Genomic DNA, 26,096 nt, shown 5'->3' with positions numbered 1-26,096 from the left:
GGTTAGTCGAAGAGCAGTTCCATCGCCCCAGGGGTGTCCATGGGCACCGCCGCCCCGTTGGGGGCGACCCACCGGATGCGCCCGCCGGGGTTGTCGATGTGGCCGAACCTGCCCTCCCGGTTGTCGTCGTTGACCCCGTTATGAAACGGGCACAGCTCGGCGAGGTTGTCCATGTTGGTCATCCCGCCGTGTCGCCACGCGTGGATGTGGTGGGTTTGGGTGGTCTCGGCGGAGTGTTTGCAGTCGGGAAACGCACACGCCGGGCACATCAGCTTCGACATGGTCTTCTGTTTCGTGTTGGCCAAGCGCTGTGCGCGGTACAGGTTGACTGGCCCGTCCTGGGGGTGGAACGCGGCAACTTCCAGCACATCGCCGAATTCCTGCTCCAGGTATTGCGCACCGGTGATGGTGGTGCCGTCGGTCAGTGTCAGGGTGACCTCGTCGCCGTGGCCGGCGTGGATGCGGACGTGGTCTTCTACAGGAACCAGCACGATGGGGCGCAGCTTAGCGTGCGGCAGGCTGTGGCCCTCGCGCAGTAGGTCAAACAGGGCGTCGGCCATTTGGGCGGCCGCGGGTTGATTCGGGTTGATCGTGCCGCGCAGGGTGTGCTCGAGGTCGGCGAGGTCGCGCTCGTTGTACGTCCATGTCATGGTGCGCATGCCTGCCTTGGACCGGGTGAATCGGCAGGCGGGTGGGGCGGGTGTGACCGGTAGGTTGATCAGCCGTGTGATGCGTTTGCTCAGTGTCCGGTAGGAGCCGCGGTGGCGTACCAGGTCACACCGGATGCGCCAGCGTTCGGCGGCGGTGTCAACGGCGGTGAGTTTCTTCTCGATCAAGACGAGCTGGTCGAGCGGCATGCCGGCTGCCGCTGTGAGCGCGTCTTGTTGTTTGCGGGTGAATTGCGTCGGCCCGTAAAACGCGGCGTGCACCCGGGCGAGGTCGCGCACGCGGGTGGTGGACAGGCCTGCGGCCATTGCGGTGTTGCGGGAGAAGTCGGCGAGCACTGCGACGTCGGCGGTTGCGAACTCGGTGAAGTGCATGGTCTGCACGCTAGGCGGGCGAAGCGGCGTCGGAAAGCGTCTGCTTGAAAGCTGTGGATAACCGCCGCGGGTTGTTGACACCGCAGCGGAGTTGTCCACAGGTAGGATGACCAGGCATGAGCGAATTCCCCGATTTCCCGGACGACATGCCCGCAGAGGCGAGCGCGAACGATGTCGACCGCGCCGACGCAGGCGGTTTCACCGACACTCCTGAGGGGTTCAAGTCCGGCTTTGTCAGCTTCGTGGGCCGCCCAAACACCGGCAAATCCACGCTGACGAATGCGCTGGTGGGGGAGAAGATCGCGATCATGGCAGACCAGCCGGAGACCACCCGCCATCCCATCCGCGGCGTGATCAACCGCGACGACGCGCAGGTCATCGTGGTGGACACCCCGGGCATCCACCGCCCCCGCACGCTGCTGGGCGAGCGCCTCAACGACGTGGTCAAGGACACGTTCGCGGACGTGGACGTCATCGGCTTCACCGTCCCGGCGGACGAGAAGATCGGCCCGGGCGACCGCTACATCCTGGAGCAGATCCGTACGACGAAGCCGAACACGCCGATCGTGGGCATTGTGACCAAGCTAGACAAGGCGGGCAAGGACACCGTCGGCGAGCGCCTCTTGGAGCTGCACGAGCTGCTCGGCCCGGACGCGGACCTCGTGCCCGTCTCCGCCACCGCCGGCGTGCAGACGGACACCCTGCTCGACGTCATCGTGGACAACCTGCCTGAGGGCCCGCGCTTCTACCCGGAGGGCCACACCACCGACGAGGACGTGGAGACCCGCATCGCGGAGCTTATTAGGGAAGAGGCGCTGCAGGGGCTTCGCGACGAGCTGCCGCACTCCGTCGCCGTCCAGATCGACGAAATGCACCCCGACCCGGACAACCCGTCACGGACGATGATCTACGCGGTGCTGTTCCTGGAGCGCCCCGGCCAAAAACGCATCATTGAGGGCCCGGACGGGCGGCGCTTGAGCGGCATCGTCCACCGCGCCCGCAAGCAGATCATCGAGCTGACCGGCCAGAACGTCTACTTGGACGTCCGCGTGAAGGTGCTGAAGAACTGGCAGCAGGACCCGAAGGCGCTGGGCAGGCTTGGCTTCTAAGGCCCCGCGCCCAAACTGGCGCGACCGTGCGTTTGTGGTGCGCACCTATGACTTCGGGGAGGCGGACCGCGTGGTCGTGCTGCTCACGCAGCACCACGGCCTCGTCCGCGGCGTGGCCAAGGGCGTGCGCAAGGCGAAGAGCCGCTTCGGCTCGCGCCTGCAGCCGTTCGTCGAGGTCGATGCGCTGATCTACCCGGGCAAAAACCTGGCGACGATCGCGTCCGCCGACACCGTCACCTACTACGGCGCCCGGATCATCGACGACTTCGACCGTTACGCCGCCGCCTGCGCGGTGCTGGAAACCGCGGAGAAGCTCAGCTACGACGAGGCCGACCCGGCGCTGTTCGCGCTGGTGAAAGATGCCCTGGAGAACCTGCAGACGGACCAGCACCCCACCATGGTGCTCGACGCCTTCATCCTGCAGGCCACGGAGCACGCCGGCTGGGGCCTGTCCTTGTTCAACTGCGCAAACTGCGGTGCGCCAGGCCCGCACAAGGCGTTCAACGCCGCGGTCGGCGGGGCGGTGTGCAACAACTGCCGCCCGCCGGGCTCGCTGGACGTGGAGCGCGAGACCCTGCATGACATGTGGCTGATGCAGCGGGGGAGCCCGGTGTCGTCGCAGCGCGCGGCGCAGATTCACCGCGCCACGGTCGCGCACCTGCAGTTCAACCTGGAGACCGGCCTGAAGAGTTTGAAGATCATGGAGCAGGCATAATCGTCCCCATGGGCGCTCCAACGATTGATCCGAAGTTCATCCCGAAGCACATCGCGTTGGTGATGGACGGTAACGGGCGCTGGGCCCAGCAGCGCGGCCTGAAGCGCACCGAGGGCCACAAGGTGGGTGAGGAAAAGCTCATGGACGCCGTGGATGCCTGCATCGAGCTCGGCGGCGTTCAGTGGCTTTCCGCGTACGCGTTTTCCACCGAGAACTGGAAGCGCTCGCCGTCCGAGGTCCACTTCCTCATGAACTTCACGCGCGACGTGCTGCGCCGCCAGCGCGACGAGCTGCACGAGAAGAACGTCCGCGTGGTGTGGTGCGGGCGCCGTCCGAAGCTGTGGGGCAGCGTGATCGAGGAGCTCGAGGTGGCTGAGGAGCTGACCAAGCACAACACCGGCCTCACGCTGGCCATGTGCGTGAACTACGGCGGGCGCGCCGAGATCGCGGACGCGGTGCAAAAGCTTATCGACGACGGCGTTTCCGTCGCCGACGAAGCGACCATTGCCCGCTACCTCTACCGCGCTGACATGCCGGACGTGGACCTGTTTCTACGGCCGTCTGGCGAGCAGCGCACCTCGAACTTCCTGCTCTGGCAGTCCGCGTACGCGGAGATGGTGTACCAGGACGTGCTGTTCCCAGACTTCACCAAGCAGAACCTGTGGGACGCGGTGCTGGAATACGCCAAGCGCGACCGGCGCTTCGGCGGCGCGGTGGACAAGTTTGCGAAGTAGCTAGCGCTTCGCCTGGCAGGAGCGGCAGACCCCGTAGACCTCAGCCTCGTGGCCGGAGAGTTCGTAGCCGTAGCGCGCGGCGATGATCTCGGCCCACTTTTCCACGGGGCCGCCTTCGATCTCCTCGCTGCGGCCGCACTCCGTGCACACCAAGTGGTGATGGTGGTGGTGCGATAGGCAGTCGCGGTAGAGGGTTTCGCCGTCGGGGGAGTGCAGCACGTCCACGGCGTCGACGTCGGCGAGCGACTGGAGGGTGCGGTAGACGGTGGTAAGTCCGACGGATACGCCGCGGTCTTGCAGCTGGTCGTGGATTGTCTTCGCGGACGCGAACTTGTCCAGTCCCCGCAGCGTCTCCACGACTGCGGCGCGCTGGCGCGTCATGCGTGGGCCCAGCTTGGGTACGGGGCGCGGCTGGTGCGCCCGGCGGTTGGGTTGCGTCATGGCCGAGTAGTGTAGCTAGTCCCGCACCGGCTCTGGTGTGGTCAGCAGGGGGTCGGCGATTGCGGCGAGCTCAGCGATGATGGCGATGATGCCCGGCTGCGCCAGCGCGTACAGCACCTCGCGGCCTTTGCGGGCCGAGGTGACGAGACCCGCCGCGCGCAGTACGCGGAGGTGCTGGGAGATGAGGGGCTGGGATTTGCCCAGTTCGGCGACGAGTTGGTGCACCACCATCTCTTCCTCGCCGAGCAGCAGGAGAATCTCCAGCCGCGTCCGGGAATCCAGCACCTTCACCAGCGCGGCGGCTCGGTCAAGATCCTCTCCTGTGAGATCTAAGCGATCAGCATGACGCCGGCCGTCGCTCATCGGCGTCCCCTTTCGTCCGCGTCTGTGGGCGAAATGCAGTGACAAGACCCCAGGATACAAGAGATGCTCCGCGCATTGGGACTGCTGTCCAAACTGGGTGGGTGACCGGAGGCGTCGTCAGGCGGGCTAGACTATGGCCCGTACTTTGCACGCACTTTCGCTCCAGGAGACGTTGATGCCCGCATCAAAGATCGAGACCGTCGTTAACCTCTGCAAACGCCGTGGGCTGGTGTACCCCGCGGGCGAGATTTACGGCGGTACCCGCTCCGCGTGGGACTACGGCCCGCTGGGCGTGGAGCTGAAGGAAAACCTCAAGCGCCAGTGGTGGAAGCACATGGTGCAGTCGCGCTCGGACACCGTCGGCGTGGACACCTCCGTCATCCTGCCCACCAAGGTGTGGGAGGCGTCCGGTCACGTGGAGGTGTTCACGGACCCGCTGGTGGAGTCGCTCTACACACACAAGCGGTACCGCGCCGACCACCTCATCGAGGCGTACGAGGAAAAGCACGGCCACCCGCCGGCAAACGGCCTGGCGGACATCAACGACCCGGAGACCGGCCAGCCCGGCAACTGGACTGAGCCGAAGGCGTTCTCCGGGTTGATGAAGACGTATTTGGGTCCCGTGGACGACAAGGAGGGCCTGCACTACCTGCGCCCGGAGACCGCGCAGGGCATCTTCGTCAACTTCAAGAACGTGATGACGTCGGCGCGCATGAAGCCGCCCTTCGGCATCGCCAACACGGGTAAGTCCTTCCGCAACGAGATCACCCCGGGCAACTTCATCTTCCGCACCCGCGAGTTCGAGCAGATGGAGATGGAGTTCTTCGTCAAACCCGGCGAGGACGAGACGTGGCACCAGTACTGGATCGACGACCGGTTCAACTGGTACGTGGATCTGGGCATCAACCCGGAGAACCTGCGGCTCTACGAGCACCCGCAGGAGAAGCTGTCGCACTACTCCAAGCGCACCGTGGACATCGAGTACGCCTTCGGCTTCGCCGGCTCCAAGTGGGGCGAGCTGGAGGGCGTGGCCAACCGCACGGACTACGACCTTCGCACCCACGCGGAGGCCTCCGGCGAGGACCTTTCCTACTTCGACCAGGAAAACAACGAGCGCTGGATCCCGTACTGCATCGAGCCGGCCGCTGGCCTGGGCCGTGCGATGATGGCCTTCCTCATCGACGCGTACGACGAGGAAGAAGCCCCCAACGCCAAGGGCGGCACCGACACCCGCGTCGTGCTGCGCCTGGACCGCCGCCTCGCTCCGGTGAAGGTGGCTGTGCTGCCGCTGTCGAAGAAGCCGGAGCTTGCCGGCCCCGCGGAGGAACTGGCGGCCAAGCTGCGCCAGCACTGGAACGTGGACTTCGACACCTCCGGCGCCATCGGCCGCCGCTACCGCCGCCAGGACGAGACCGGTACCCCGTTCTGCGTCACCTACGACTTTGACACCTTGGAGGACCAGGCTGTCACCGTGCGCGAGCGCGACACCATGGAGCAGGAGCGCGTCCCGCTGGCGGAGCTTGAGTCCTACCTGGCCGCGCGACTGATCGGCTGCTAAGTTCTTCGCCCATGCATTACGTCAGCTGGGATCGCACGAACCGGGACGCGCTGAAGCTGCTTGCCGAGGACGGCCCGGACATCCTCGGAGTATTCGAGCACGACCGCGCAATTGTCTGCGGCCAACACTGGGAGCTGACCTCGCACCCGGAAACGGGCGCGGTGGCCACGAGCGGCGGCCGCGACATCGTGCGCACCAGCGACAGCCTAAAGCGCGCCAAGCGCATCGACGTGCTGGTGGAGGACACCCCGTACGCGTTCATCCCGGAGACGTCGAAGAACTGGGTGGTCGAGGGCCCGGACGGCGCCAAGGTGGCGCAGTTCACGCAGGACCACAACGGCGTGCGGAAGGCCATCCTCGAATTCGAGGGGGAGACCGCCCTGCCGCCCACCCACGTCGCCGGGCTGGCGTGGCTCTCGCGCAGCGTGCTGGAGGCGCGCAAGATGGTCACCTCCACCGCGCTGATTGCCACGCTGGTGTTCTTGTCCCTGTTTACCGCCGTGGTGGCGGTGCTGTGATCTGGCGGGGCTCGTCGCTTCTCGACGACCACAGGCCCATCGCCGAAGCCACCCCCGACACGGTCACGGTGTTCGGCGGCACAGCGAACGAGACCGTACTGCGCATTACCTCCGACAACCCGGTGCGGTTCCGCGCGTTCGATGTGGGCACCGGCGGCGAGTACGAGCTGCGCAAGGCGGGGCTCACCGTTTCGCGCTACGTCGCCAGTTGCGCCGGGCGGCGCTACACCTGCAACCGCACGGGTTTTGATTTCCTCGCCGGCGCCATCACCCCGAAGCGCGAGATCCGCGACGCCTCCGACGAGCTCATCGCCGTCACCCGCGGGTTCCCGTCAGGCGAGCTCGGCGTGGACGTGGCAGAACCGACCCTTCGCGCCGACGGGTTCGACGAGATCCAGCTGGTGGACCTCGCCTTCATCTCTTGGGCGCTGACCTTCGTCGACGCGCCCGCCCGCCGCACGCGCATCTAGCGCTGTGCTAGGCGCCGCCGTGGACCCGCCCCTCCACCGCGCAAACCCCTATTAAGCGACCCAGAGCATGGCCGTTTTTAGGCCATACTCTGGGTTTGTTGCTCTGGGTCTGGTGGATGGCGCCGGGGAGAACCAGACCTCAGCGCGAAACCAGACCTCAAGAGCGGATGCAACCTGAGGTTTTGCAGGTGCGCTCGGCTTGAGGTCTGGTTCGGGCGGAGAGCAGGGCTGCCCGGCAGGGCTGCCTGGCAAGGTTGACTGACGCGGGCGTGCTAGAAGGTGCCGCCGCGGTTGGAGGGCCGCCCGCCGGAGAACCCTCCGCCGCCCCCGCCGAAGCCGCCGCCACCAAACCCTCCGCCGAAGCCACCGGAAAGTATCGAGCCCCACAGCACCGCGCTGGCCAGGGAGTCGGCGGTCTGGCGGTTGCGCGCGGCTTGGTAGCGGCGCATGTCGTCGTTCGCAGCCGCCTCGGCGCGGCGTGCGGTGTCGGTGGCGGCGCGTGCTGCGTCGATGGCCGTGCGGGTGTCGCGGACGCGCAGCTGGTGCGCCTGCGCGTACTGCCGCTTGGATTCCGCCAGCAGCGTGCGCGCCCGGGAGCCGATGATGCGCCCGCGCGAGAGGATCAGGTCTTCGGCGCGCTGGATCTGGGCGCCGGCCACCTGCATTTGCTGGTCGAAGAGCTGCAGCGCGCGGGACTGGTCGCCGGCGATGCCCTTGGCGCGGTCGAGGGCGGCGTCGATCTCCGCGTCCATGCCAGTCAATTCCTGGTACAGGGACAGCGGGTCGGTCTCATCCCGGCTCCCCATGTCGGCCAGCATGCGTTGAGCCTTGGCGGCAACGGCGTCGAGCGAAGCGATGTCGATAGCCGCGCCCTGCGCACGCGCCGCCTTCACCTGCTCGATCTGGCGTAGCTCGTCGCGGATCTCGTTGACCAGCGCGGGCAAGTTCGCCTTCGCCGCGCGGATGTTGTCCTCGGCGTGCTCGATGGCGGCGAGGTTAGTGTCGGAGACGTTCACCGCGCGGGTGGCGGCGGCGAGGGTGTCCAGCAGCGCGCCTTGGCGCCCGGCCGGCTGCTGCGCAATCTGGCGCGCCTCGCCGAGGGCCTTTTCCGCCTCGTCCAGGGAGGCGGCGGCGAGGTCCACATTGTCCACGATGGATTCCAGCATCTCGGCCGGGTACTCGCCGCGCAGCTGCTCCAGGGTCGCGCGGGCGGGCTCCAGGCGGGCGCGGATGTCCACGGTGCGCGCGAGGACCTTGTCCACTTCCTCCGGCGCGCGCATGAGCACGCCGCGCATCTCGTTGAACTCCTGGGTCTTGTCGCGCAGCGCCTGCTCAGCGCGACCGGACGAGGAGATGATGTCCACCAGCATGGCGCGCTTCTCGGGCTCGGTCTCCGGGATTGCGTCGTAGAGCTGCTGGTGCGTGGCGAAGGCGCGCTGCAGGGTGGCGGTGGCCTTGTTCATCGCGGAAGTGAACGGGCGCACGCGGTCCGCGCCGAACTCGGAGGTAGCCAGCTCGAGTTCCTGCTTGCCCTGTGTGATGGAATCGTCCGCGGAGACCAGCGCGTCGCGCGCGAGCTCTTCCAACGTCGGCGTGGGCAGGCGACCCAGCGAGTCGGTGTCGGAAGGATCCAGCGCCTTCGCGGACTCGATCTGCTTGGCCTGCTGCTTCTTCGAGCCCTTGCGCGTTGCCGCGTACACGCCACCGCCCGCCAGCGCGGCTACCCCCAGCCCGCCGGCAAGCCAGCCTGCGCCCGAGCCGTCGCCGCCCGACGACGACCCTCCGGCCGACACCGCATTAACCGCATTCAACGCCGCTGACGACCAGTTCATGCTGGTCAGCTGCGCGTACGCCGCGTCGTTCATGCGGTCGATCTCCGATTGGGCCCACTCCTCGCCGCCGCCGACGTTGTAGGCCCGCTCGTCGGGGGAGATAGCCAGCACCGCGGTGTTGGAGCCGTTGGCCGCCACCGCCTTATCCACCCACGCCGACGGGGTGTACTGCCCGAAGGAGCGCAGAAACACCACGCGCACGGATTTGCCCTTGGTCTGGCTGACCTGCTGGATGGCGGACTCGATCTCGGAGCGCTCGTCCGCAGACAGCACCGCGGCGTCGTCGGTCACCGGCTGCGTGAGCAGGCCTGGTTCCACTGAGGCGGTGGTGGCTGTGGTGCCGGTGGCTTGGGCCTGGATGAGGGCGGGCGGAGCGTCCGTCGATACGCCGAACGCTGGGGCGGCTGTGACGAACAGGCCGCCGGACACGGCGAGTATGCGGAGGTAACGGCTAGTCATGCCGACTAGGGTAGCGCGACGTGTACGTTTACAACGCCGCCGATACGACCCGCCGCGCCGACGAGGCGCCGAAGGGCGCGCAGCTCGCCCCGGATTCGCGCGGAGACTTCGCCCGCGACCGCGCGCGCGTGCTGCATTCCGCCGCGCTGCGCCGCCTGGCGGACAAGACGCAGGTTGTCGGCCCCCGCGACGGGGACACGCCACGCACGCGCCTGACGCACTCGTTGGAGGTGGCGCAGATCTCGCGCGGGATCGGCGAAGGGCTGGGGCTGAACCCGGACCTGTGCGAGATGGCCGGCCTGACGCACGACATCGGCCACCCGCCGTACGGCCACAACGGCGAGGTGGCGCTGGACCAAGTCGCGCCGTGCGGCTTCGAGGGCAACGCGCAAACTCTGCGCATCCTGGCGCGGCTCGAGCCGAAGGTGCTTATCCGCGCCACCTCTTTCGGCCTCAACCTCACCCGGGCCTCCCTCGACGCGGCGGTGAAGTACCCGGTAACGCGCACGAACGCGGACGGGTCCGTCAACCGCAAGTACTCCGCCTACGACGAGGACGCGTCCGTGCTGGCGTGGGTGCGCGACGGGCACACAGACGGCGCGCCCCCGATGGAGGCGCAGGTCATGGACTTCTCCGACGACATCGCCTACTCCGTACACGACGTGGAGGACGGCATCGTCTCCGGACGCGTGTCCCTGCGCGTGCTGTGGGACTTCGTGGAGCTTGCCGCGCTGGCGCAGAAGGGCGCGGCCGCCTTCGGGGGCGACGCCGACTCGCTCGTCGACGCCGCGGACCGGCTGCGTGCGCTGCCCGCCATCGCGGCCGCCTCCGAGTTCGACTACTCGCTTCCGGCGTGGGCCGGGCTGAAGGCGCTGACCTCACAGCTGGTGGGCCGCTACGTCGGCGCCGTCACCCGCGCCACCCTGGAAGACGAGGCCAACCGCGTGCTCGCTGCGGGCCAGGGGTTAGGGCGCCAGCACGGCCGGTTGGTTGTGCCGCCGAACGTGGAGGCGGAAGTGCGGCTGCTCAAGACCGTTGCGGTGCTCTACGTGATGGACCAGCCGGCGCACCAGGCTCGCCAAGAACGGCAGCGCGACCGCATCTACCGCGTCCACCAGTACCTGCGCGCCGGCGCGCCGGGCAGCCTGGACACGATGTTCCAGGCGTGGTTCCGCGCCGCCGAGACGGATGTGGAGCGCGAGCGCGTGATCGTGGACCAGATCGCCTCGATGACCGAGTCGCGCCTCGAGCGCACCGCCAAGAAGGCCGCCGCGTTCGAGGGGTATTACTAACTCACAGCCGCGAGGCGATCTCGGCCAGGGCGCCCCGGGTGCCAATCTCACCTGGCAGCCACGGCAGCTCCCGGCGCGGCACGTCGAGCAAGCGGGCATCGAGGAGCGCCAGCGCGTCGTCCTCCACGCGCCGGCGCGCGGCCATGAACTCGCCGGCGCCGGCGGGGCTGCGGCGGTTGATCACCAGCGAGCTGACGCGGATGCGGTTGGCCGTGAGGTCGTCGTACAGCTCGGCGCTCTCGAGCACCGGCAGGCGCTCGGCGGTGAGCACGATGTGGAACAGGCATTTCCCCGGGTCGGTGAGGATGTCGCGCAGGCGCTCGAACTTGCGGCGACGGTGCAGCAGCGTGGCGCGTATTTCTTGGTTGCGGCGCTCGACCGGGCTGCCGTCCGCGATGCCGCCCAGGCCACGGACGGCGCGGGAGAACTTGTCGGACTGCTCGCGCCGCTCCATCAGCCCGCCGGTGTAGGCGGCCATGAGCTCTGGCATCGCCAGCAGGCGCGAGGTGTGGCCGGAGGGGGCGGTATCGAAGATGATGTGGTCGTAGCCCTGCCTATCGACGAGCTCCGCCACTGCCTCCAGCATCGCCGCCTCATGCATGCCCGGGGAGTTCCTGGACAGGTCGAGGTGGCGGCGGATTTCCGGGTGCATTCGCTCCGGCATCATCGCTCGCATGGAGCGCTCCACTCCGGCGAGGTGCCGCTCGGTGGTCACCGCCGGGTCCAGCTCCACCACGTCCAACCCGGGCTCCAGCCGGGTGGGCTCGGCGCCCAGGCGCTGCGACCAGATGTGGCCCAGGTTGTGCGCCGGGTCCGTGGACACCAGCAGCACGCGCCCACCGGCTTCGGCCAGGCGCACCGCGCAGGCTGCGGAGACGGTGGTTTTGCCCACGCCGCCCTTGCCGCCGAAGAACATCACGGGCGCGGCTTCTAGCAGCATCGCACGCCGTCCAAGGGGGAGTGCTCCATGCCCATGCGGGTGTGCCAGGCGTGGAACTCGTCGTAAAGCAATGGCATGAGTTCGAGTGTGTAGAAGCTTGCGGGGTTGGGGATGCCCAGCGTCTCCGAGGCGACGAGGAGGGTAAACAGGTCGTCCTCCTCGCGCGCGGCGCGGGCGAACTCGCGGCGGTAGGGGGCTTTGTAGAACTCGTCTAAGCCGCGGGCGAATGCTTTAAGACGTTCGCGCATCCGCCAACTCGCCCGGAATGGTCTCATCGTCGCGCCAGGTCACAGCTGGCTCGCGGCGCGCCTTCGAGATCGCGGTGAACGCCTCCACGATGACCCAGATGGCGCAGCAGATGATGATGACGTCCAACACAAACAGCAGCCAGTTGCCCGCGCCCCAGAAGGTGCGCAGCTGCAGCACCGCCGCCCACAACGACATGACGGTCACAAACACCAACGGGATCAGCACCGGCCAGGTCGGGCGGCGCAGCTGCGTCAGGATAATCACCACGATCGACAGCGTCAGGCCCGCCATGAGCTGGTTGGTGGTACCAAACAGCGGCCAGATCAGCATGCCGCCGGAGCCGTCCAGGCCCATGGAAAACGTCAGGCCCAGCGCGCAGCCCACCGCGATGATGGTGGCGACCAAGCCGGAGAGCTTCACGCCGGCCAGCTCCGCCATTTCCGCGACCACGAGGCGTTGCAGGCGGATGCCGGAGTCCATGGTGGTGGCCGCGAATAGCACGGCCATGGTGGCCAGGATGGTGGCGGACAGGGAGGTGGGAATGCCCAGGCCCTCGTTCATCAGGTCGCCGCCGCCTTGGATGAACGCGTTAACGCCGCCCGCGTTCCACTCGTTGTAGATCTCCTCCCACGCCGCCAGCGACTTGAAGCCGGAAGTGGTGGCCACGATCGTGCCAAGTGCGAGCAGGCCCTCGCCGACCGCGCCAAAGTAACCGACGAAGCGCGCGTCCGTCTCCTTATCCAGCTGCTTCGACGACGTGCCCGAGGACACGATGCCGTGGAAGCCGGAGATGGCGCCGCACGCGATGGTGACAAACAGTAGGGGGAAGATGCCGGGGGTGCCGTCCGGAACGGCGTCGCGAAGCGAGGGCGCGACAATCTCCGGCCGCACGATGAAAAACGAGCCGTAGAGGATGATCAGGCCCACGAACAGCTGCAGGCCGTTGATGTAGTCGCGTGGCTGCAGCAGCACCCACACCGGCAGCAGCGAGGCGATGAACGCGTAGGCGAACAGGAAGATAATCCACCAGCCGCGCGCCGGGATGCCCAGCATCGTCTCCGGCAGGGAGACCGGGAATTGGTCGCCCAGAATCATCAGCCCGTACAGCGCGGCGACGCCGACAATGGAGACCAGCGGCAGGTTCCAGTTGAATCGGTAGATGGCTTGGCCAATCAACAGCGCCACAACAATCGCGCCCCAGGTGGGGATCACGGCACTCGGCGTGGAGATGAGTAGGTTGGAGATCACGACGGCGAATGCCGCGTTGACCATGAGCAGCAGCAGGAAGATGACCACCAGAAAGAGGTTGCGCCCGCGCGCGCCGATGTAGCGCCCCGACAGGGTGCCGATGGACTGGCCGCGGTGCCGCTGCGACGCCCACAGCGCACCCAAGTCGTGCATTCCGGCGAAGAACACCGTGCCCAGCGTGACCCAGAGAAACGCCGGGACCCAACCCCAGATCACCGCAACGGCTGGGCCGATGATCGGCGCCGCACCCGCGACGGAGGTGAAGTGGTGGCCCCAAAGGACGTACTTGTTGGTGGGGACGTAATCCACGCCGTCTTCCATGGTGTGCGCCGGGGTGGTGTAGGCGTCCGAGAGGCTGTAGACCCGTTCGCCCAAGAACTTCGAGTACAGCAAGTATCCCGCGGCCACCATTGCTAGGCCGACGAGGACCATGATGAGTGAGCTCATAGGTCATCTCCGATCGTGTCGTGTCTCACATGTTGCAAATCACAATGATCGGCATTATGGCACACGACACTTTCCCAGGTGTCTAACAGGCGGTTTATATTCGCCGGCTCTATTGGCTCGGGGCGGTGAGGGCTGTACCTCGCACGCTAATTCCGAAAAACCCGAGTAAGCCCTCCCGAGAATGCTCGATTTCGGGCCTTACTTGGGGTTTGTTACTGGGGGTTTGTGGAACCGGGCACGGGAGGCCCGGATACGGGCGGGAATGGCGCCGTTGAGGTAGCCTCCGCAGCGGGTGAACTGGTCAGGGGGGACTAATGAGAGACACTCGTAAGAAGGAGCTTCGCGAGAAGCTCGTGGACGTGCGGAGAGTGTCGTCCATAGACACCGAGACGCACCGGCGCATCAGCGAAGGGGAGTTGGTGCAGCTGACCAAGTCGATGTACTTCTGCGCCGAGACGTGGAAGAGGCTCAAGGAGCACGAGCAAGCGTTTCTGAAGTGCTACGCAGCGGGGTGCCAGAGCCGGAAGGCCGTGCTTATCGATTGTTCGGCGGCGAGGCTCAACGGCGTGTGGACCATCGCGCGCAACCAACCCGTCACGCTGGCGGTGCCGAATGGGCGCCCGGCCTCCACTAACGGTGGCTGGACGGGGTACGAGTACCGCCACCGGCGCATACCGGAAGCTGACATCATTCACGACGGGCCTGTCCGCTATACGAATGCGATCCGCACTGCGGTCGACATCGCCCGCGAACGCGGTGTGTGCGAAGGCGTCGTGGCGTTCGACAGCGTGCTGTCTGGACACGGCGATGAGATGTACCAGGAGCTGCTGCACCGGTTTCGGGCCACCATCGCTCGGCTGGCCGGCACGAAGGGCATCGCCAACGCCCGCGAAGCGCTCCCGCTCTCCACTAGACTTTCGGACTCGCCCTACGAGTCCCTCCTGCGTCTTATTCTCGACGCCCACGGCGTGCCGTATCGGATCCAGGCGGCGATTGGGCGGTACCGGGTGGACTTCCTTATCGGCGAGAACATCGTCGTGGAGGTTGACGGGTGGCTCAAATACGAAGAAGTCCCCCATAAGGTGCTGGCTAAACAACGTGTGCGCGACGATTGGCTCGCTGAGCACGGGTACAAAGTCCTGCATTTCTACACCGAGGACTTCTGGGGAGACGAGGGGGACCTGATCCAACGCATCCGCGATGCGTGGCCCGTTGCTCAGAACTTCCTCCCCGCGCGGGTGCAGCCGAAGCATTACACGCCGGACGGCCCGGGGCGCAGTGTAGCGCTGCCGCCGGACTTGCAGGAGGTGGTCGACGTGCTGCACAAATCCTGAGAATCAAAGCCAAAGAAGGCGCCATTTCAGGCCGTAATAGGGGTTTGGTTCTCGGGGTTTGCGGGCTTAGCGGGCCAGCCCGACGCTCGCGTCGGCAAAAACGTCGAGCAATCCGCCTATCGACGCCTCCGGCACCTGCCAATCCGTCACCACCACACGCCGCACCTGGGTCTCGCGCAGAAGGTCCGCGAGCGCGTCGAGGTTGCGCGGCACCGGGCGTGCTTCTGTCTCGGCGGGCCCGTACGCCGCGGCGATGATGGCGGCGCCGAGGTCCTCGACCGAGCGCACCGGGCGGGTGACAAACACTGGGTGCATTAGTTGACCTCCATTTCGCAGAAGGATTCGTAGTGGTCTGCCGTGTAGAACCACTCGTCGACGTGGCCGTCCGCCCCGCCGCCCGTGACGATACGGCGCGCGCCCCGGTGGCTCACACCCGGGGTGTCCACGGTGTACTCGCGGTAGTAGTTCTTCGGCTGCTCGGGAAGGGTTCGTTCGTAGTTGCCGAAGCGCCGGTCGTCGTTGTCCGGGTACGGGAAGGGCCCGCCGGCTTCGATGAGGTCGACGGTGTCCCACGCCTCGCGGGGGAGTGCGCCGCACGCGGTAAGCCCCGACGCCGGGAGGTCGGGATGGGGAGGGGCCGAAGGTGGCGTCGCTAGGCAGCCGCCTAAGAAACAGCATGCGAGCAGGGTGAATGGGCGCTTCATAGGGGCATATCGTGCCACGCGCTAGAGTGAGCGCCATGGCAAGGGGCAGAATTCCGGATAGCGACATCGAAGCTATCCGCCAGCGCGCGCCGCTCGACGAGATTGTCGGCGAATACGTGCAGCTCAAGCCTGCCGGGCACGACTCGCTGAAGGGCCTGAGCCCGTTCAAGGACGAGCGCACGCCGAGCTTCCACGTCCGTCCCGCGCACGGCTATTACCATTGCTTCTCCACGGGCAAGGGCGGCGACGTCTTCTCCTTCATGATGGAGATGGAGCAACTGACCTTCCCCGAGGCCGTGGAGGCGGTGGCCGACCACATCGGCTACCACATCAACTACCAGGGTGGGTCCACGGGCGCGCGCCAGGTAGACCGCGGCACGCGCCAGCGGCTGCTCGCAGCCAACAAGGCCGCCCACGACTACTTCCGCGAGCAGCTGGAAACCGCCGACGCCGCCCCCGCGCGCGACATGCTGCTACAGCGCGGTTTCTCGCGCGAGCTCATCTACGATTTCGAGTGCGGCTACGCGCCCCGTGGCTGGGACTCGATGACCAAGCACCTGCTACGCAAGGGCTTTGAGGTGCAGGAGCTTATCGACGCCGGACTGTCCTCGATGGGCAAACGCGGGCCGATCGATAAATTCCGCGGCCGCCTGATTTGGCCGATCAAAGACACCGCCTCCAACGTCATCGGCTTCGGCGCGCGCAAGCTTTACGACGACGACCCTCTGGGCAAGTACATCAACACCCAGGACACGCTGCTGTACCACAAATCCAAGGTGCTCTTCGGCATTGATAAGGCCAAGAAGAACATCGCGGAGAAGCACCAGACCGTCGTGGTGGAGGGCTACACCGACGTGATGGCTATGCACGCCGCGGGCGTGGATACCGCCGTGGCCACCTGCGGCACCGCGTTCGGCGGCGACCACATGAGTCTGATCCGCCGCCTCATGCTGGACGACAGTTTCTTCCGCGGCGAGCTCATCTACACCTTCGACGGCGACGAGGCCGGCCAGAAAGCCGCCATACGCGCGTTTGAGACTGACGCGGAGTTCGGCGCCCAGTCGTTCGTCGCGGTCGCGCCCGACGGCATGGACCCGTGCGACCTGCGCCTCGCCCGCGGCGACTCGGCCGTGCGCGACTTGGTCGCCTCCCGCGTGCCCGTCTACGAGTTCGTCATCGAGTCCCTGTTGCAGGACTACTCGCTCGATTCCGCCGAAGGACGCGTGCAAGCCTTGCGACGCACCGTCCCCGTCGTCGCCACCATCTCCGACCGCGTGCTCCAACAGGAGTACGCGCGCAGGCTGGCCGGCTGGGTTGGCTGGCCCAACCCCGACGAGGTGCTCGAGCAGGTCCGCGCGGAGGCGAAGAAGCCGAAGAAGCAGAAACGCACGCCTAAGGCCGAGGTCAGAGACCCGGCCGCGGCCGCGGGGCCGGACGCTTCCGGCGCGCAGTCCGAGATCCTCATCCCGCCGCGCCCCGACGACCCGGTGCTGTGGCCCCAGCGCGAGGCGTTGAAGATCGCCCTGCAGCACCCCGCCGCCGCTGGCAACTACTTTGACGGCATCAACCCGGACGCATTCACCCACGACGCCTACCACCAGGTCCGGGAGGCCATCACCGCCGCTGGCGGCTGCGCCCGGGCTGGCGCTGACAATCCCGCCGAGGAGTCGAACTTCCTCGCCGCTGTGGCCGGCGAGATGCGCGACTACGCCGGACGCAACTTCGTCTCCGAGCTGGCCGTCGAACCCATTCACGCCGACGACCTCTATGAGTACGCCGACTCCGTGTTGTCGCGCCTGCAGGAAACCCGGGTGGGCCAGCAGATCGCGCAGCTGAAGTCCCAGCTCCAGCGCATGCGGCCATCCGACGACGAAGAGGCCTACAATGCGCTGTTCTCCGACCTTGTCGCGCTGGAGCAGGCACGCCGCGACCTCAACGACCGCGCCTTTCGCGGCACCCGGTAGTGGGGTCGCGCGGGCGCTGGTGTCCGCGATTCGGACCCGGCCTCGCCCATGTGCCCCAATCCGCGCTAAGACGAGAACCGCCAGTGTGTCGAAATTGCAATGCGGCATATATTTGCCACGTTGCGTAAACACACCTTTGCCTCTAGAAGCGTTTCACTATTTAAGGAGCGGGGAAACGCCGCGCTACGGCCCCCTACTCGGAGCGACGAGCGAACTCCCGCAACGCCCACTCCACGGCGTCGAGGGGCAGCTCGGCGTCGTAGGCGTCGCGGCCTCCCTTCAGCGCGTCGAGGTATTCGCCGTACTCCTCGGCGGACCAGTCGGCCTCCTTGGTCAGGCCGGCAACCCGCGCGCGGTTCGAGCAGATAATCACCGGCTTCGAGGCCTCGCCCGGCTCCTGCTCGCCGGCCAAGAAGTACGCCACGGCGGAGGCGAACTTCGGCGCCAGCCCGGTCGCGACCAGGGCGCCGTAAGCGTCCACCGCGCCCGCGCTGTCGAGTTTGCGCACCGCAGCCAGCAACTTCGACGCGTTGCCCTTGTTGCGCAAAAATGCCTGCATCTGCATCACCTGGTTGGATTGGCCCGCGACGTATGCGAAGCACGCGCCGAGGAAGTCGATGATCTGCTCGCGCGCGTAGCCGGACTCAACCACGTCCGCCGCAAACGCGAACACCTCAGAGCGCGTGATGGACGCGCTGGCGTCGTCGCGGAACGGCGGCACGCGACGCAGGTGGTGCGGCCACCCGGTCTTCCAGCGGATGGGGGAGAAGGTCACGGAGTCGCCCAGCACGTCCTGTGCGGTGGGCTTGACGGCCTCGAGGGCTTCTGCAATCTGAGTCATGCGCCCCATCTTAGAGGCCCTACACTTGCCCTCCATGACCGCAACCGTCCTGCTCCTCGACCCCCGCTGGCCCACCCTCATCCCGCTCCACCTCGCCGGCCGCATCTCGGGCGAGGTTGCGTTCACGCCCGAGGTTCCGGTCGATGTGCGTTGGGCCCTCGACACCGCAGGCGGCGAGCACCGCTGGCTAATCTCGACGGACCCTGAGGATCCGGAGGTGCTGCGTTGGCAGGGGGAAGGGGCGGTGACGGAACGCGTCGATAGTCTTGCGGATCCCGTCTACCAAGCCACCCGCACGATGCACGCCGCCCGCCGCCGCGGCGAGTGGGAGCAAGAGATGACGCACCAAAGCCTCCTGCCGTATCTGCGGGAGGAGGCGGAGGAGGTCGCGGAGGCGATCGAGGACGATTTGCCTAGCGACGCCCTAAAGTCCGAACTCGCAGATCTGCTCCTCCAAATCTTGTTTCACGCCGAAATAGCGTCGGAAGGCGGGGCGTTCGACTTCGCCGAGGTCGCCGACGCGTTCGTGCAGAAGATGCGCCGCCGCGCGCCTTACCTTTTCGACGGCTCCACCGGCCTGGTGGACAAGGCCACCCAGGACCGGCTCTGGGCGGAGGGGAAAGCCCAGGGAGCGGATTCGCAAAGCGAACAGCAGTAGTAGGCGCGGAAATTTAGCGGCTAGCGACGGACCGGTACACTTTTCGCCCATGACTGCAGCCAGGCGAGTAGCGCGCGGGTGCGGCTGCGCGGGGCTCATCGCGGCGGCCGCGGCCGTCGTCATGGTCGTCGCGCTGATCGCCTGGCTAATCGCGGCGTTCTCCACGCCGGAGCAGCAGGAGCCGCTCCAGCCCGTGCCGTCCACGATGCCGCCGCCGGCCGCGGAGGCGCCCCCGGCGATCGACATCCATGCGCCGGGCCGCACCTCTGACCTGCTGTTTGATTGGTCCCAGGACATCGGCAATGCCACCGACATTTCTGGGCAGGCCGTCCGGGCCTACGCCAACGCGGCGCTGATCGCCGCCGAGTCTTGGCCGGCGTGCAACCTCACATGGAACACGCTGGCAGGCATCGGCTGGGTAGAAACCCGGCACGGCACGTACACCGGCCGGTTCCACAACTCCGTGCTGGACCTGAACGGCTACCCGGACCCGCGCATCATCGGCCCGAGGCTGGACGGCGACGGTTTCGCGCGGGTAGGCGACACCGACGGCGGCACATACGACGGCGACACCGAGTTCGACCGTGCCGTCGGGCCTATGCAGTTCATCCCCGAATCGTGGGGCCGCTACGGCCGCGACGCCAACGGCGACGGCGTCGCTGACCCGCAGCAGATCGACGATGCGGCGCTCGGCGCCGCCAACCTGCTGTGCAACTCCGGCGGCGGCAGCCGCGACCTCGCCACGGAGGAGGGGTGGCGGCAGGCCATCTTCGCCTACAACCAGTCCAACGACTACGTCGCGCGGGTGCGCGACGCGGCAGCGAATTACGCCGTGAACCAACCCGCACATCGCTGAGATCGCCTCGGCCGACGGCTAAGCTGGACCCCGGTAACACAGCATTCGACCCACGCAAGGAGTCACTATGGCCGACATCATGCACATCTTCGCCCGCGAGATCCTGGATTCCCGCGGCAACCCCACCGTCGAGGTTGAGGCGTTGCTCGCTGACGGCTCCCACGGCCGGGCGGCGGTGCCGTCCGGCGCGTCCACCGGCGAGCACGAGGCGCACGAGCTCCGCGACGGCGACGAGCGCTACGCCGGCAAGGGTGTGCTCAAGGCAGTGGGCAACGTCAACGAGACCATCGCGGATGAGCTCGCTGGCCTGGAGGCGGACGACCAGAGGATCGTCGATAGCCTCATGCTCGAGCTCGACGGCTCGGACAACAAGAAGAACTTGGGTGCGAACGCCATCCTCGGCGTGTCCATGGCCGTGGCGAAGGCTGCTGCGGATTCCGCGTCCTTGCCGCTGTACCGCTACATCGGCGGCCCGAACGCGCACGTGCTGCCGGTGCCGATGATGAACATTCTCAACGGCGGCGCGCACGCCGACTCAGGCGTGGATGTGCAGGAGTTCATGATCGCCCCAATCGGGGCGGAGACCTTCACCGAGGCACTGCGCATGGGCACCGAGGTCTACCACGCGCTCAAGAGCGTGCTGAAGTCCAAGAACCTCTCCACCGGTCTCGGCGACGAGGGCGGTTTCGCTCCGTCCGTCGGTTCCACCAAGGAGGCGCTGGACTTGATTGTCGAGGCCATTGAGAAGGCCGGCTACACCGCGGGCGAGGACGTGGCGCTCGCGCTCGACGTTGCCTCCTCCGAATTTTTCAATGACGGCGCCTACAACTTCGAGGGCGGCCGCCACACCCCGGAGGAAATGATCCAGGTGTACGCGGATCTGGTGGAGCAGTACCCGATCGTCTCCATCGAGGACCCGCTGGACCAGAACGACTGGGACGGCTACGTCGCCCTGACCCAGCAGCTGGGCGACAAGGTGCAGCTCGTCGGCGACGACTTCTTCGTCACCAACCCGGCCCGCCTGGCCGAGGGCATTGAGAAGGGCGCCGCGAATGCGCTGCTGGTCAAGGTCAACCAGATCGGCACCCTCTCGGAGACGTTCGACGCCGTGGAGCTCGCCCACCGCAACGGCTACCGCACCATGATGTCGCACCGCTCCGGCGAGACCGAGGACACCACCATCGCGGACCTGGCCGTGGCGCTGTCCTGCGGCCAGATCAAGACCGGCGCGCCGGCCCGCTCCGAGCGCGTGGCTAAGTACAACCGCCTCCTGCGCATCGAAGAGGAGCTCGGCCCGGCCGCCGAGTACGCAGGTCGCTCCGCCTTCCCGCGCTTCAAGTAAACACCTGCCTAGCGACGCACCTTTCGGCCCCGCCCGTTCCCGGCGCGGGGCCTCTGGCGAGCTTGGCCCCTGACGTATCATCTGCAGACTATGAGGAAGCGCTCGATCCGGCCCCGCCGCCCCAGCACGGTCCCCGTTGCCAGCCGCGACCGGGAAAACGCCGAGCGCGCCGCCCAGCGCAAGCAGCGCGGCCGGGCCATTGCGTTTCCGAAACAGGACATGGCGAGCGTGGTGATCCTGATCGGCGTGCTGATCGTGGTACTGCTGGCCATCGCCGCCCCGCTGCGCAACTTCTACGAGGGACGCGCCGAAATCGCCCGGGCCAATGAATCCATCGCCCGACTCGAGGCCCAGAAAGAGGCGCTCGAAAACGACATCGCGAAGTACGACGACGAGGAGTACCTCAAGCAGGAAGCCCGCCGTCGCCTCGGGGTGATGGAGGAGGGCGAGACCGCGTGGCGCATCATCGACCCGCGCATGACCGCGCCGGAGGCCATCACCACCGGCAAGGACGACGTTCCGGACACGCGCGGCTGGGCTGAGGTGCTGTGGGATTCCTTGCGTGAGGTCCCCGAGGCGCTCCCGCCTGCCGACGACGCTTCGCCCGCCTCCGCCCCTGAGGTGTCGTCGGCCCCGGAAGCTCCCGCTCCTGCGCCCGACGCTCCACAAGATCCCGCCCAGTAATTGACTCGAGAGAAACAGACGGAGTGGAGACTTCGATGACAAAATATTCCAAAAAACTTACAACGAAAGCGGGCGCGATCGAATCAGAGTCCGTTACCGACCTGCTCAACGAAAACGAAAACTTCGCGGTCGAGTTTCTAAAGAAAGCATTACGGTTCAAGCTCGCAAGGGTGGACAGAGACCACTTCCTGCGAAGCCAATTAAGTCAGGCTGGGGTTGCTCCTGAAACCATCGCGATTGCTTTGCGCGAGGGCACGACCGCAGCGGATATTCCACCGGCCGTTCTCGACAAGATCGCAAACTCCAGTATCAATTTTGAAACTAGGAACTCCACTTACTTGTCTATGGCTGCAGGTGTGGGTGGTGCAGCAACACTTGCCGTGGTGCTTCCCGGTGACGTTACACAATATTACATACATGCATTCCGGATTATGCAAAAACTGGCCTATATCTATGGGTGGAAAGATTTCATTCGAGAGGCTGATGATGTAACCGATGAAGTGCTAGGCCAGTTCCTCATGTTGCTAGGCGTGATGATCGGAGTGGGAGGCGCCAACAACGCCCTGCGTGCCTTCGCTGCTCAGGTGGCGCCAAAAATGGGCAGGCGCGTCGCTAACCAGGCACTAACTAAAACTGCTTGGTATCCAGTGGCCAAGCAGGTGCTCAAGCAGGTCGGCGTGAAGCTAACGAAAGATATGACCGGCAAAGCAGTTCAAAAGTCAATTCCGGTGGTTGGTGCATTTGTGGGCGGTTCCATCACTTACGTCTCGCTGAAGAACCAAGCTGATCGTCTGCAACGCACCCTTAAGGAGATACCGGCGCCCACATCTGCTGTGGGACAATAGCCCGCATGCACACACCTCCCGCAGACGAACAGCTCGCCATCGTTGCAGAGCAACTCGGCCGCACCCCCCGTGGCGTGCTGGCCATCGCGTACACCACCCCGGACGACCAGCCGGCTGTGGTGAAAACAGCCCCCAGGCTCGACGACGGCACCCCGTTTCCCACCCTCTACTACCTCACCGACCCGCGCCTGACCGCTGAGGCATCGCGCCTCGAGGTCGCGCAGGTGATGAAGTGGATGGAAAACCGTCTCAACGAGGACAATGAGGAGGGTGAGGCGCTGCGCGCCGACTACCTAGCCGCTCATGAGCACTTCCTTGCCCAGCGCAACGCCATCGAGGACCTAGGCACGGATTTTTCCGGCGGCGGCATGCCGGAGCGGGTGAAGTGCCTCCACGTGCTCATCGCCTACGCGCTGGCGGAGGGACCGGAACGCGTCCGCTTCGGCACCGAAGCCGTCGCGCTCGCCGCCGAGCACGGCGATCTGCGCGGTACGGCCATCCCTGCCGACTGGCCGACGCTGGCAGACCTCGGCATAACCCTCGAGGAAGCAGGGGAGGGGTTGGCATGACCCGCGTCGCCGCCGTGGATTGCGGCACCAATTCCATCCGCCTGCTCATCCACGACACTGACGCAGGCGAGGTCTCCCGCCGCAACACCATCGTCCGCCTCGGCCAGGGCGTAGACGAGACCGGCGCCTTCGCGACTGAGGCTATCGAGCGCACCCGCGCAGCCCTCGCTGACTACGTGGAGGAGATGCAGCGCGAGGGCGTCACCCGTGTGCGTATGGTGGCCACCTCGGCCACCCGCGACGCAGTGAACCGCGAGGACTTCTTCGCCATGACCCGCGAACTGCTTTGCCGGATCCAGCCGGGCGCAGTTGCGGAGGTCATCTCCGGCGAGGAGGAAGCCGCTCTGTCGTTCGCCGGCGCGACGGCCGACATCGACCCGGCACGCGGCCCGTTTTGCGTGATCGACCTCGGCGGCGGCTCCACCGAATTCGTCATGGAGGGCCACGCGGTCTCCACCCAAATGGGATGCGTGCGCATTACCGAGCGCATTATGCACACGGATCCGCCCACGGCCGACGAGACCGCTGCGGCGCGAGCGTTCGTAGACGAAAGAATTGCGGAAGCGTCCGACGCAGTACCCTTCGCGGACGCGCGGTGCTTTGTCGGTTGCGCCGGCACCTTCACCACGCTCTCCGCGTTGGCGCAGGGGCTGGGCAGCTACGACCCAGCGCGGATCCACCTCTCGGAGATCCCGTTCGATCGCCTGCGCGATGTGACAGCAAACCTGCGCTCCAAGACCGCTGCCCAGCGCCGCGGGAACCCCGTCGTCCACCCAGGACGCGCCGACGTCATCGCCGCGGGCGCGACGGTGGTGGAGCAGCTCATGGATGCCTTCGAGCGCGCAGCCGGCGCCACCAGCTTCGTCATTAGCGAGAAGGACATCCTGGACGGCATCGTGGCAGGACTTATTCAAGACTAAAGGCGGATGCCTTTAGTCTTGGTCCGGCTCGTAGATCGTGTCCTCGATCTGGTTGGCGGACTTGCCGCGCAGCTTCTTGCCCTTGCGCAGGTCCTTGACCTCGCGCATGCGCGGCTCCGGGTCGATCTTGTTGGCGATCGCCCGGCGGGCTGACGCGGTCACCTGCTTGGTCACCGGGGAGGTGGCAACCGCTTGGGCGGCGTTGACAATCTGGTGGTAGCGCTTCCGGCCGGCTTTCGTGCCCAGCACGTACCCGGCGGCCGCTCCGATAACGTATTGGTACATGGTGGCTAGGGTACCTTCCGTTGTCACCCGGTGATTCACATCTACTGCGGGGATGTAGAATCTCCCGAAGCGCACGCGTTTTTGGGGTTATAGCTCAGTCGGTTAGAGCTGCGGACTCATAATCCGTTGGTCGCGGGTTCGAGCCCCGCTAACCCCACTACCTCTTACACTGGCCGCATGCGCATCATGGATTACAGCGAAGTCCTGGCCGCCGTCACGCCGAGCGCGGCTGTCGACGCCCTTCGGCGCGCGCTTATCGACGGCTTCGACCCCGCCACCGATCCGCGGCGGCAGAAGGTGGGCCTGCCGCACGGGGAAATGCACCTGCTACCGGCGGCGCTTGACGGCGCGGTCGGGGTGAAGGTGCTGGGGATTCAACCGGCGGGGTCGGTCGTCGATGTGCCACTCGTGCAGGGGTCGTACCTGCTCATGGGCGGGGAGACGCTGACGCCGGAGGTGGTGATGGATGCCGCAGCGCTCACAGAGATCCGCACGCCTGCGGTTGCGGTCGCGGGGGTGCTGGACCGGTTGCGAGCGTCGAGTGAGTCGCTGGAATGCGTCATCGTCGGTGCGGGTATTCAGGGGCGGGCACACGCGCGGACGGTCGAGGATGTGCTCCGGGGAGTGCGCGAGGTGTCGGTGACGTTTGTGTCGCGCCACGAGCCGGCGGATCTGGCCTACCCGTGGGTCCGGCTGGGCAGCGATGCGGCCAACGACGCGTTGGGGAAGGCCGGATTGGTTGTGCTAGCGACGTCCGCAGGGGAACCTGTGGTCGTCGATAGGCAATTGCGACCTGATGCGACCGTGCTGGCTGTGGGGGCGCACACCGCGGACACGCGGGAGTTGCATGAGGATGTGCTGCGCGGCGCGCAGGTGATTGTGGAGGATGTGGGGGCTGCGCGCAGGGAGGCTGGCGATGTGGCGATCGCAGCGGAGAAGGGGGCGCTTGCGTGGGATGGCGTGGTGACGATGGCTGAGGTTGTGCGCGGGGAGGTGGCGCTGGATCCGGCGCGGCGGGTGGTGTTTAAGACCGTCGGGATGCCGTGGGAGGACCTGGCGGTGGCGAGGGTGGTTGCGGACAGGGTGTGATGATGCGGCACGTCCTCTAAGCAAATCCGGTAGCGTCTGGCGAGCTCTAGAATTCGTGTGGCACTTTGAAGAGGGAAGGACATCGCGATGGCGCGGACCCAGAAGATTGTGACAGCGGAGGATGCCAAAAAGAAACTTGGGATCACTTCGTTTCGGGAGCTCTCCGGGGAAAAGGTCATAGAGCTCCTCAACAACATGGGAGGTATGGATCCCGAAACAAGAAAACTCATCATCGCGCAGTTCCCGAGCATTAGAGATTTTGGAAATCGAGCGATCGATGCACTCGATGGCGCACAGAGCAAAGTTCAAGACGCAGATTCGGCCGAGGCGCACCAGGTGCACCAGGGGTGGACCGAAGTGCGGGAGACCCTCAAAGAGGAGCTCAAGCGTGATGGGTTAAGCGAATCCATGCGGGCATTCATCCTGGAGGAGCTGATAGAGACGGCGGACCGACAGGAGCAGGTCCTCCAGAAGAGCCGGAGCGCCAGAAAAGAAATTTTGGAATGGGCCAAGGTGGCAGTTGGCGGAGTAATTACGGTAGGCGCTGTAGCCGCTACAGCGGCGCTGAAGGAACGGGGTAAGTAGCAAAA

The 26,096-nt window shown here is 66.3% G+C and carries 29 protein-coding genes and 1 tRNA gene; 19 read left to right on the top strand and 11 right to left on the bottom strand.

The features are described 5' to 3' along the window. Window positions 1–2: 2 nt before the first annotated feature. Window positions 3–1,040 (bottom strand): HNH endonuclease signature motif containing protein, encoded by a 1,038-nt coding sequence (locus HF989_RS06400; protein ID WP_168684962.1) that lies wholly within the window; start codon window positions 1,038–1,040, stop codon window positions 3–5. A 146-nt stretch (window positions 1,041–1,186) separates the two neighbouring features. Here HF989_RS06400 and era point away from each other — a divergent pair, with 146 nt between their 5' ends. From era to HF989_RS06385, 3 genes are read left to right on the top strand one after another with little or no spacing between them, the layout of a single operon-like run. After that, the gene (era, locus tag HF989_RS06395) at window positions 1,187–2,149 is read left to right on the top strand and encodes a GTPase Era (protein ID WP_168685123.1); all 963 of its coding nucleotides are present in this window, start codon (window positions 1,187–1,189) and stop codon (window positions 2,147–2,149) included. Beyond that, the gene (gene recO / locus HF989_RS06390) at window positions 2,139–2,864 is read left to right on the top strand and encodes a DNA repair protein RecO (RefSeq protein WP_168684960.1); all 726 of its coding nucleotides are present in this window, start codon (window positions 2,139–2,141) and stop codon (window positions 2,862–2,864) included. Before era ends, recO begins: the two co-directional genes overlap by 11 nt. 8 nt (window positions 2,865–2,872) lie before the next feature. Beyond that, window positions 2,873–3,598 (top strand): isoprenyl transferase, encoded by a 726-nt coding sequence (locus tag HF989_RS06385; RefSeq protein WP_168684958.1) that lies wholly within the window; start codon window positions 2,873–2,875, stop codon window positions 3,596–3,598. Here the strand turns inward: HF989_RS06385 and HF989_RS06380 are convergent, their stop codons facing one another. Both HF989_RS06380 and HF989_RS06375 read right to left on the bottom strand, forming a co-directional pair. Then, the gene (locus tag HF989_RS06380; RefSeq protein WP_168684956.1) at window positions 3,599–4,039 is read right to left on the bottom strand and encodes a Fur family transcriptional regulator; all 441 of its coding nucleotides are present in this window, start codon (window positions 4,037–4,039) and stop codon (window positions 3,599–3,601) included. Window positions 4,040–4,054: 15 nt separating this feature from the next. Continuing rightward, a complete protein-coding gene (locus HF989_RS06375) occupies window positions 4,055–4,402 on the bottom strand; it encodes an ArsR/SmtB family transcription factor (protein ID WP_168684954.1) in 348 nt (115 codons plus the stop codon). A 175-nt stretch (window positions 4,403–4,577) separates the two neighbouring features. Between HF989_RS06375 and HF989_RS06370 the strand changes: the two genes are divergently transcribed. The 3 genes from HF989_RS06370 to HF989_RS06360 are packed head-to-tail and all read left to right on the top strand — an operon-like array spanning window position 4,578 to window position 6,948. Beyond that, on the top strand, window positions 4,578–5,960 hold the full coding sequence (locus HF989_RS06370; protein ID WP_168684952.1) for a glycine--tRNA ligase: 1,383 nt from the start codon (window positions 4,578–4,580) through the stop codon (window positions 5,958–5,960). Window positions 5,961–5,971: 11 nt separating this feature from the next. After that, entirely contained in the window at window positions 5,972–6,478 is a 507-nt protein-coding gene (locus HF989_RS06365) for a hypothetical protein (protein WP_168684950.1), read from the top strand. Continuing rightward, complete coding sequence (locus HF989_RS06360) at window positions 6,475–6,948, top strand: hypothetical protein (RefSeq protein WP_168684948.1); 474 nt, start codon at window positions 6,475–6,477, stop codon at window positions 6,946–6,948. The genes HF989_RS06365 and HF989_RS06360 overlap by 4 nt, the downstream gene beginning before the upstream one ends. Before the next feature lie 272 nt (window positions 6,949–7,220). Here the strand turns inward: HF989_RS06360 and HF989_RS06355 are convergent, their stop codons facing one another. After that, window positions 7,221–9,239, bottom strand: coding sequence for a TPM domain-containing protein (locus HF989_RS06355; protein WP_168684946.1), 2,019 nt, complete (start codon window positions 9,237–9,239; stop codon window positions 7,221–7,223). 20 nt (window positions 9,240–9,259) lie between these two features. On the opposite strand from HF989_RS06355, the gene HF989_RS06350 reads away from it, so the two are divergent. Next, window positions 9,260–10,531 (top strand): deoxyguanosinetriphosphate triphosphohydrolase, encoded by a 1,272-nt coding sequence (locus tag HF989_RS06350; protein ID WP_168684944.1) that lies wholly within the window; start codon window positions 9,260–9,262, stop codon window positions 10,529–10,531. A 1-nt stretch (window position 10,532) separates the two neighbouring features. Here HF989_RS06350 and HF989_RS06345 read toward each other — a convergent pair whose 3' ends face one another. The 3 genes from HF989_RS06345 to HF989_RS06335 are packed head-to-tail and all read right to left on the bottom strand — an operon-like array spanning window position 10,533 to window position 13,415. Beyond that, window positions 10,533–11,471, bottom strand: coding sequence for an ArsA family ATPase (locus HF989_RS06345; protein WP_168684942.1), 939 nt, complete (start codon window positions 11,469–11,471; stop codon window positions 10,533–10,535). Next, window positions 11,462–11,719 (bottom strand): cory-CC-star protein, encoded by a 258-nt coding sequence (locus tag HF989_RS06340; protein ID WP_168684940.1) that lies wholly within the window; start codon window positions 11,717–11,719, stop codon window positions 11,462–11,464. Before HF989_RS06340 ends, HF989_RS06345 begins: the two co-directional genes overlap by 10 nt. Beyond that, complete coding sequence (locus tag HF989_RS06335; protein ID WP_168684938.1) at window positions 11,703–13,415, bottom strand: carbon starvation CstA family protein; 1,713 nt, start codon at window positions 13,413–13,415, stop codon at window positions 11,703–11,705. The genes HF989_RS06340 and HF989_RS06335 overlap by 17 nt, the downstream gene beginning before the upstream one ends. Window positions 13,416–13,729: 314 nt before the next feature. Between HF989_RS06335 and HF989_RS06330 the strand changes: the two genes are divergently transcribed. Next, window positions 13,730–14,749 carry a DUF559 domain-containing protein gene (locus HF989_RS06330; RefSeq protein WP_168684936.1) on the top strand — a complete coding sequence of 340 codons (1,020 nt, stop codon included), beginning with the start codon at window positions 13,730–13,732 and terminating at the stop codon, window positions 14,747–14,749. 66 nt (window positions 14,750–14,815) lie between these two features. On the opposite strand, the gene HF989_RS06325 is transcribed toward HF989_RS06330, so the two are convergent. Together HF989_RS06325 and HF989_RS06320 are read right to left on the bottom strand one after the other, a co-directional pair. Beyond that, entirely contained in the window at window positions 14,816–15,064 is a 249-nt protein-coding gene (locus tag HF989_RS06325) for a hypothetical protein (protein WP_168684934.1), read from the bottom strand. Then, a complete protein-coding gene (locus HF989_RS06320) occupies window positions 15,064–15,453 on the bottom strand; it encodes a guanyl-specific ribonuclease (RefSeq protein WP_168684932.1) in 390 nt (129 codons plus the stop codon). The genes HF989_RS06325 and HF989_RS06320 overlap by 1 nt, the downstream gene beginning before the upstream one ends. 35 nt (window positions 15,454–15,488) lie before the next feature. Between HF989_RS06320 and dnaG the strand changes: the two genes are divergently transcribed. Further along, window positions 15,489–17,417, top strand: coding sequence for a DNA primase (dnaG, locus tag HF989_RS06315; RefSeq protein ID WP_168684930.1), 1,929 nt, complete (start codon window positions 15,489–15,491; stop codon window positions 17,415–17,417). Window positions 17,418–17,610: 193 nt separating this feature from the next. Here dnaG and HF989_RS06310 read toward each other — a convergent pair whose 3' ends face one another. After that, window positions 17,611–18,258 carry an 8-oxoguanine DNA glycosylase OGG fold protein gene (locus HF989_RS06310; protein ID WP_168684928.1) on the bottom strand — a complete coding sequence of 216 codons (648 nt, stop codon included), beginning with the start codon at window positions 18,256–18,258 and terminating at the stop codon, window positions 17,611–17,613. A gap of 34 nt (window positions 18,259–18,292) precedes the next feature. Between HF989_RS06310 and HF989_RS06305 the strand changes: the two genes are divergently transcribed. From HF989_RS06305 to HF989_RS06275, 7 genes are all read left to right on the top strand, one after another. After that, on the top strand, window positions 18,293–18,916 hold the full coding sequence (locus HF989_RS06305; RefSeq protein ID WP_168684926.1) for a MazG nucleotide pyrophosphohydrolase domain-containing protein: 624 nt from the start codon (window positions 18,293–18,295) through the stop codon (window positions 18,914–18,916). A gap of 49 nt (window positions 18,917–18,965) precedes the next feature. Continuing rightward, window positions 18,966–19,772, top strand: coding sequence for a lytic transglycosylase domain-containing protein (locus HF989_RS06300; protein WP_168684924.1), 807 nt, complete (start codon window positions 18,966–18,968; stop codon window positions 19,770–19,772). 67 nt (window positions 19,773–19,839) lie between these two features. Continuing rightward, the gene (gene eno / locus HF989_RS06295) at window positions 19,840–21,114 is read left to right on the top strand and encodes a phosphopyruvate hydratase (protein WP_168684922.1); all 1,275 of its coding nucleotides are present in this window, start codon (window positions 19,840–19,842) and stop codon (window positions 21,112–21,114) included. A 90-nt stretch (window positions 21,115–21,204) separates the two neighbouring features. Continuing rightward, complete coding sequence (locus HF989_RS06290; protein WP_168684920.1) at window positions 21,205–21,798, top strand: FtsB family cell division protein; 594 nt, start codon at window positions 21,205–21,207, stop codon at window positions 21,796–21,798. A 35-nt stretch (window positions 21,799–21,833) separates the two neighbouring features. Continuing rightward, window positions 21,834–22,643, top strand: coding sequence for a hypothetical protein (locus HF989_RS06285; RefSeq protein WP_168684919.1), 810 nt, complete (start codon window positions 21,834–21,836; stop codon window positions 22,641–22,643). Window positions 22,644–22,648: 5 nt separating this feature from the next. Beyond that, window positions 22,649–23,212: a DUF501 domain-containing protein gene (locus HF989_RS06280; protein WP_168684917.1), complete on the top strand. Its 564-nt coding sequence runs from the start codon at window positions 22,649–22,651 to the stop codon at window positions 23,210–23,212. Beyond that, complete coding sequence (locus HF989_RS06275) at window positions 23,209–24,132, top strand: Ppx/GppA phosphatase family protein (protein ID WP_168684915.1); 924 nt, start codon at window positions 23,209–23,211, stop codon at window positions 24,130–24,132. Before HF989_RS06280 ends, HF989_RS06275 begins: the two co-directional genes overlap by 4 nt. A 12-nt stretch (window positions 24,133–24,144) precedes the next feature. Here HF989_RS06275 and HF989_RS06270 read toward each other — a convergent pair whose 3' ends face one another. Beyond that, complete coding sequence (locus HF989_RS06270; RefSeq protein WP_168684913.1) at window positions 24,145–24,417, bottom strand: hypothetical protein; 273 nt, start codon at window positions 24,415–24,417, stop codon at window positions 24,145–24,147. Between the two features lie 83 nt (window positions 24,418–24,500). On the opposite strand from HF989_RS06270, the gene HF989_RS06265 reads away from it, so the two are divergent. The 3 genes from HF989_RS06265 (at window position 24,501) to HF989_RS06255 (ending at window position 26,091) form a co-directional block, all read left to right on the top strand. Next, window positions 24,501–24,574, top strand: a tRNA-Ile gene (locus tag HF989_RS06265). Window positions 24,575–24,594: 20 nt separating this feature from the next. Further along, window positions 24,595–25,506 carry an ornithine cyclodeaminase family protein gene (locus HF989_RS06260; protein WP_168684911.1) on the top strand — a complete coding sequence of 304 codons (912 nt, stop codon included), beginning with the start codon at window positions 24,595–24,597 and terminating at the stop codon, window positions 25,504–25,506. A gap of 87 nt (window positions 25,507–25,593) precedes the next feature. Further along, entirely contained in the window at window positions 25,594–26,091 is a 498-nt protein-coding gene (locus HF989_RS06255) for a hypothetical protein (RefSeq protein WP_168684909.1), read from the top strand. Window positions 26,092–26,096 lie beyond the last annotated feature (5 nt).

Source organism: Corynebacterium mucifaciens (assembly GCF_012396315.1).
Lineage (GTDB): Bacteria > Actinomycetota > Actinomycetes > Mycobacteriales > Mycobacteriaceae > Corynebacterium > Corynebacterium mucifaciens.
The sequence above is the reverse complement of the archived record's forward strand: the minus strand, read 5'-3'. Positions and strand labels throughout refer to the sequence as shown.

Coding starts and splice junctions, on each gene's coding strand:
- HF989_RS06260 (WP_168684911.1), top strand. CDS start 24,595: ATGCGCATCATGGATTACAGCGAAGTCCTGGCCGCCGTCACGCCGAGC.
- HF989_RS06285 (WP_168684919.1), top strand. CDS start 21,834: ATGACAAAATATTCCAAAAAACTTACAACGAAAGCGGGCGCGATCGAA.
- HF989_RS06305 (WP_168684926.1), top strand. CDS start 18,293: ATGACCGCAACCGTCCTGCTCCTCGACCCCCGCTGGCCCACCCTCATC.
- HF989_RS06335 (WP_168684938.1), bottom strand. CDS start 13,415: ATGAGCTCACTCATCATGGTCCTCGTCGGCCTAGCAATGGTGGCCGCG.
- HF989_RS06290 (WP_168684920.1), top strand. CDS start 21,205: ATGAGGAAGCGCTCGATCCGGCCCCGCCGCCCCAGCACGGTCCCCGTT.
- HF989_RS06325 (WP_168684934.1), bottom strand. CDS start 15,064: ATGCACCCAGTGTTTGTCACCCGCCCGGTGCGCTCGGTCGAGGACCTC.
- HF989_RS06355 (WP_168684946.1), bottom strand. CDS start 9,239: ATGACTAGCCGTTACCTCCGCATACTCGCCGTGTCCGGCGGCCTGTTC.
- HF989_RS06310 (WP_168684928.1), bottom strand. CDS start 18,258: ATGACTCAGATTGCAGAAGCCCTCGAGGCCGTCAAGCCCACCGCACAG.
- HF989_RS06300 (WP_168684924.1), top strand. CDS start 18,966: ATGACTGCAGCCAGGCGAGTAGCGCGCGGGTGCGGCTGCGCGGGGCTC.
- HF989_RS06385 (WP_168684958.1), top strand. CDS start 2,873: ATGGGCGCTCCAACGATTGATCCGAAGTTCATCCCGAAGCACATCGCG.
- HF989_RS06340 (WP_168684940.1), bottom strand. CDS start 11,719: ATGCGCGAACGTCTTAAAGCATTCGCCCGCGGCTTAGACGAGTTCTAC.
- HF989_RS06255 (WP_168684909.1), top strand. CDS start 25,594: ATGGCGCGGACCCAGAAGATTGTGACAGCGGAGGATGCCAAAAAGAAA.
- HF989_RS06320 (WP_168684932.1), bottom strand. CDS start 15,453: ATGAAGCGCCCATTCACCCTGCTCGCATGCTGTTTCTTAGGCGGCTGC.
- HF989_RS06275 (WP_168684915.1), top strand. CDS start 23,209: ATGACCCGCGTCGCCGCCGTGGATTGCGGCACCAATTCCATCCGCCTG.
- dnaG (WP_168684930.1), top strand. CDS start 15,489: ATGGCAAGGGGCAGAATTCCGGATAGCGACATCGAAGCTATCCGCCAG.
- eno (WP_168684922.1), top strand. CDS start 19,840: ATGGCCGACATCATGCACATCTTCGCCCGCGAGATCCTGGATTCCCGC.
- HF989_RS06365 (WP_168684950.1), top strand. CDS start 5,972: ATGCATTACGTCAGCTGGGATCGCACGAACCGGGACGCGCTGAAGCTG.
- era (WP_168685123.1), top strand. CDS start 1,187: ATGCCCGCAGAGGCGAGCGCGAACGATGTCGACCGCGCCGACGCAGGC.
- HF989_RS06270 (WP_168684913.1), bottom strand. CDS start 24,417: ATGTACCAATACGTTATCGGAGCGGCCGCCGGGTACGTGCTGGGCACG.
- HF989_RS06400 (WP_168684962.1), bottom strand. CDS start 1,040: ATGCACTTCACCGAGTTCGCAACCGCCGACGTCGCAGTGCTCGCCGAC.
- HF989_RS06375 (WP_168684954.1), bottom strand. CDS start 4,402: ATGAGCGACGGCCGGCGTCATGCTGATCGCTTAGATCTCACAGGAGAG.
- HF989_RS06330 (WP_168684936.1), top strand. CDS start 13,730: ATGAGAGACACTCGTAAGAAGGAGCTTCGCGAGAAGCTCGTGGACGTG.
- HF989_RS06280 (WP_168684917.1), top strand. CDS start 22,649: ATGCACACACCTCCCGCAGACGAACAGCTCGCCATCGTTGCAGAGCAA.
- HF989_RS06370 (WP_168684952.1), top strand. CDS start 4,578: ATGCCCGCATCAAAGATCGAGACCGTCGTTAACCTCTGCAAACGCCGT.
- HF989_RS06345 (WP_168684942.1), bottom strand. CDS start 11,471: ATGCTGCTAGAAGCCGCGCCCGTGATGTTCTTCGGCGGCAAGGGCGGC.
- HF989_RS06380 (WP_168684956.1), bottom strand. CDS start 4,039: ATGACGCAACCCAACCGCCGGGCGCACCAGCCGCGCCCCGTACCCAAG.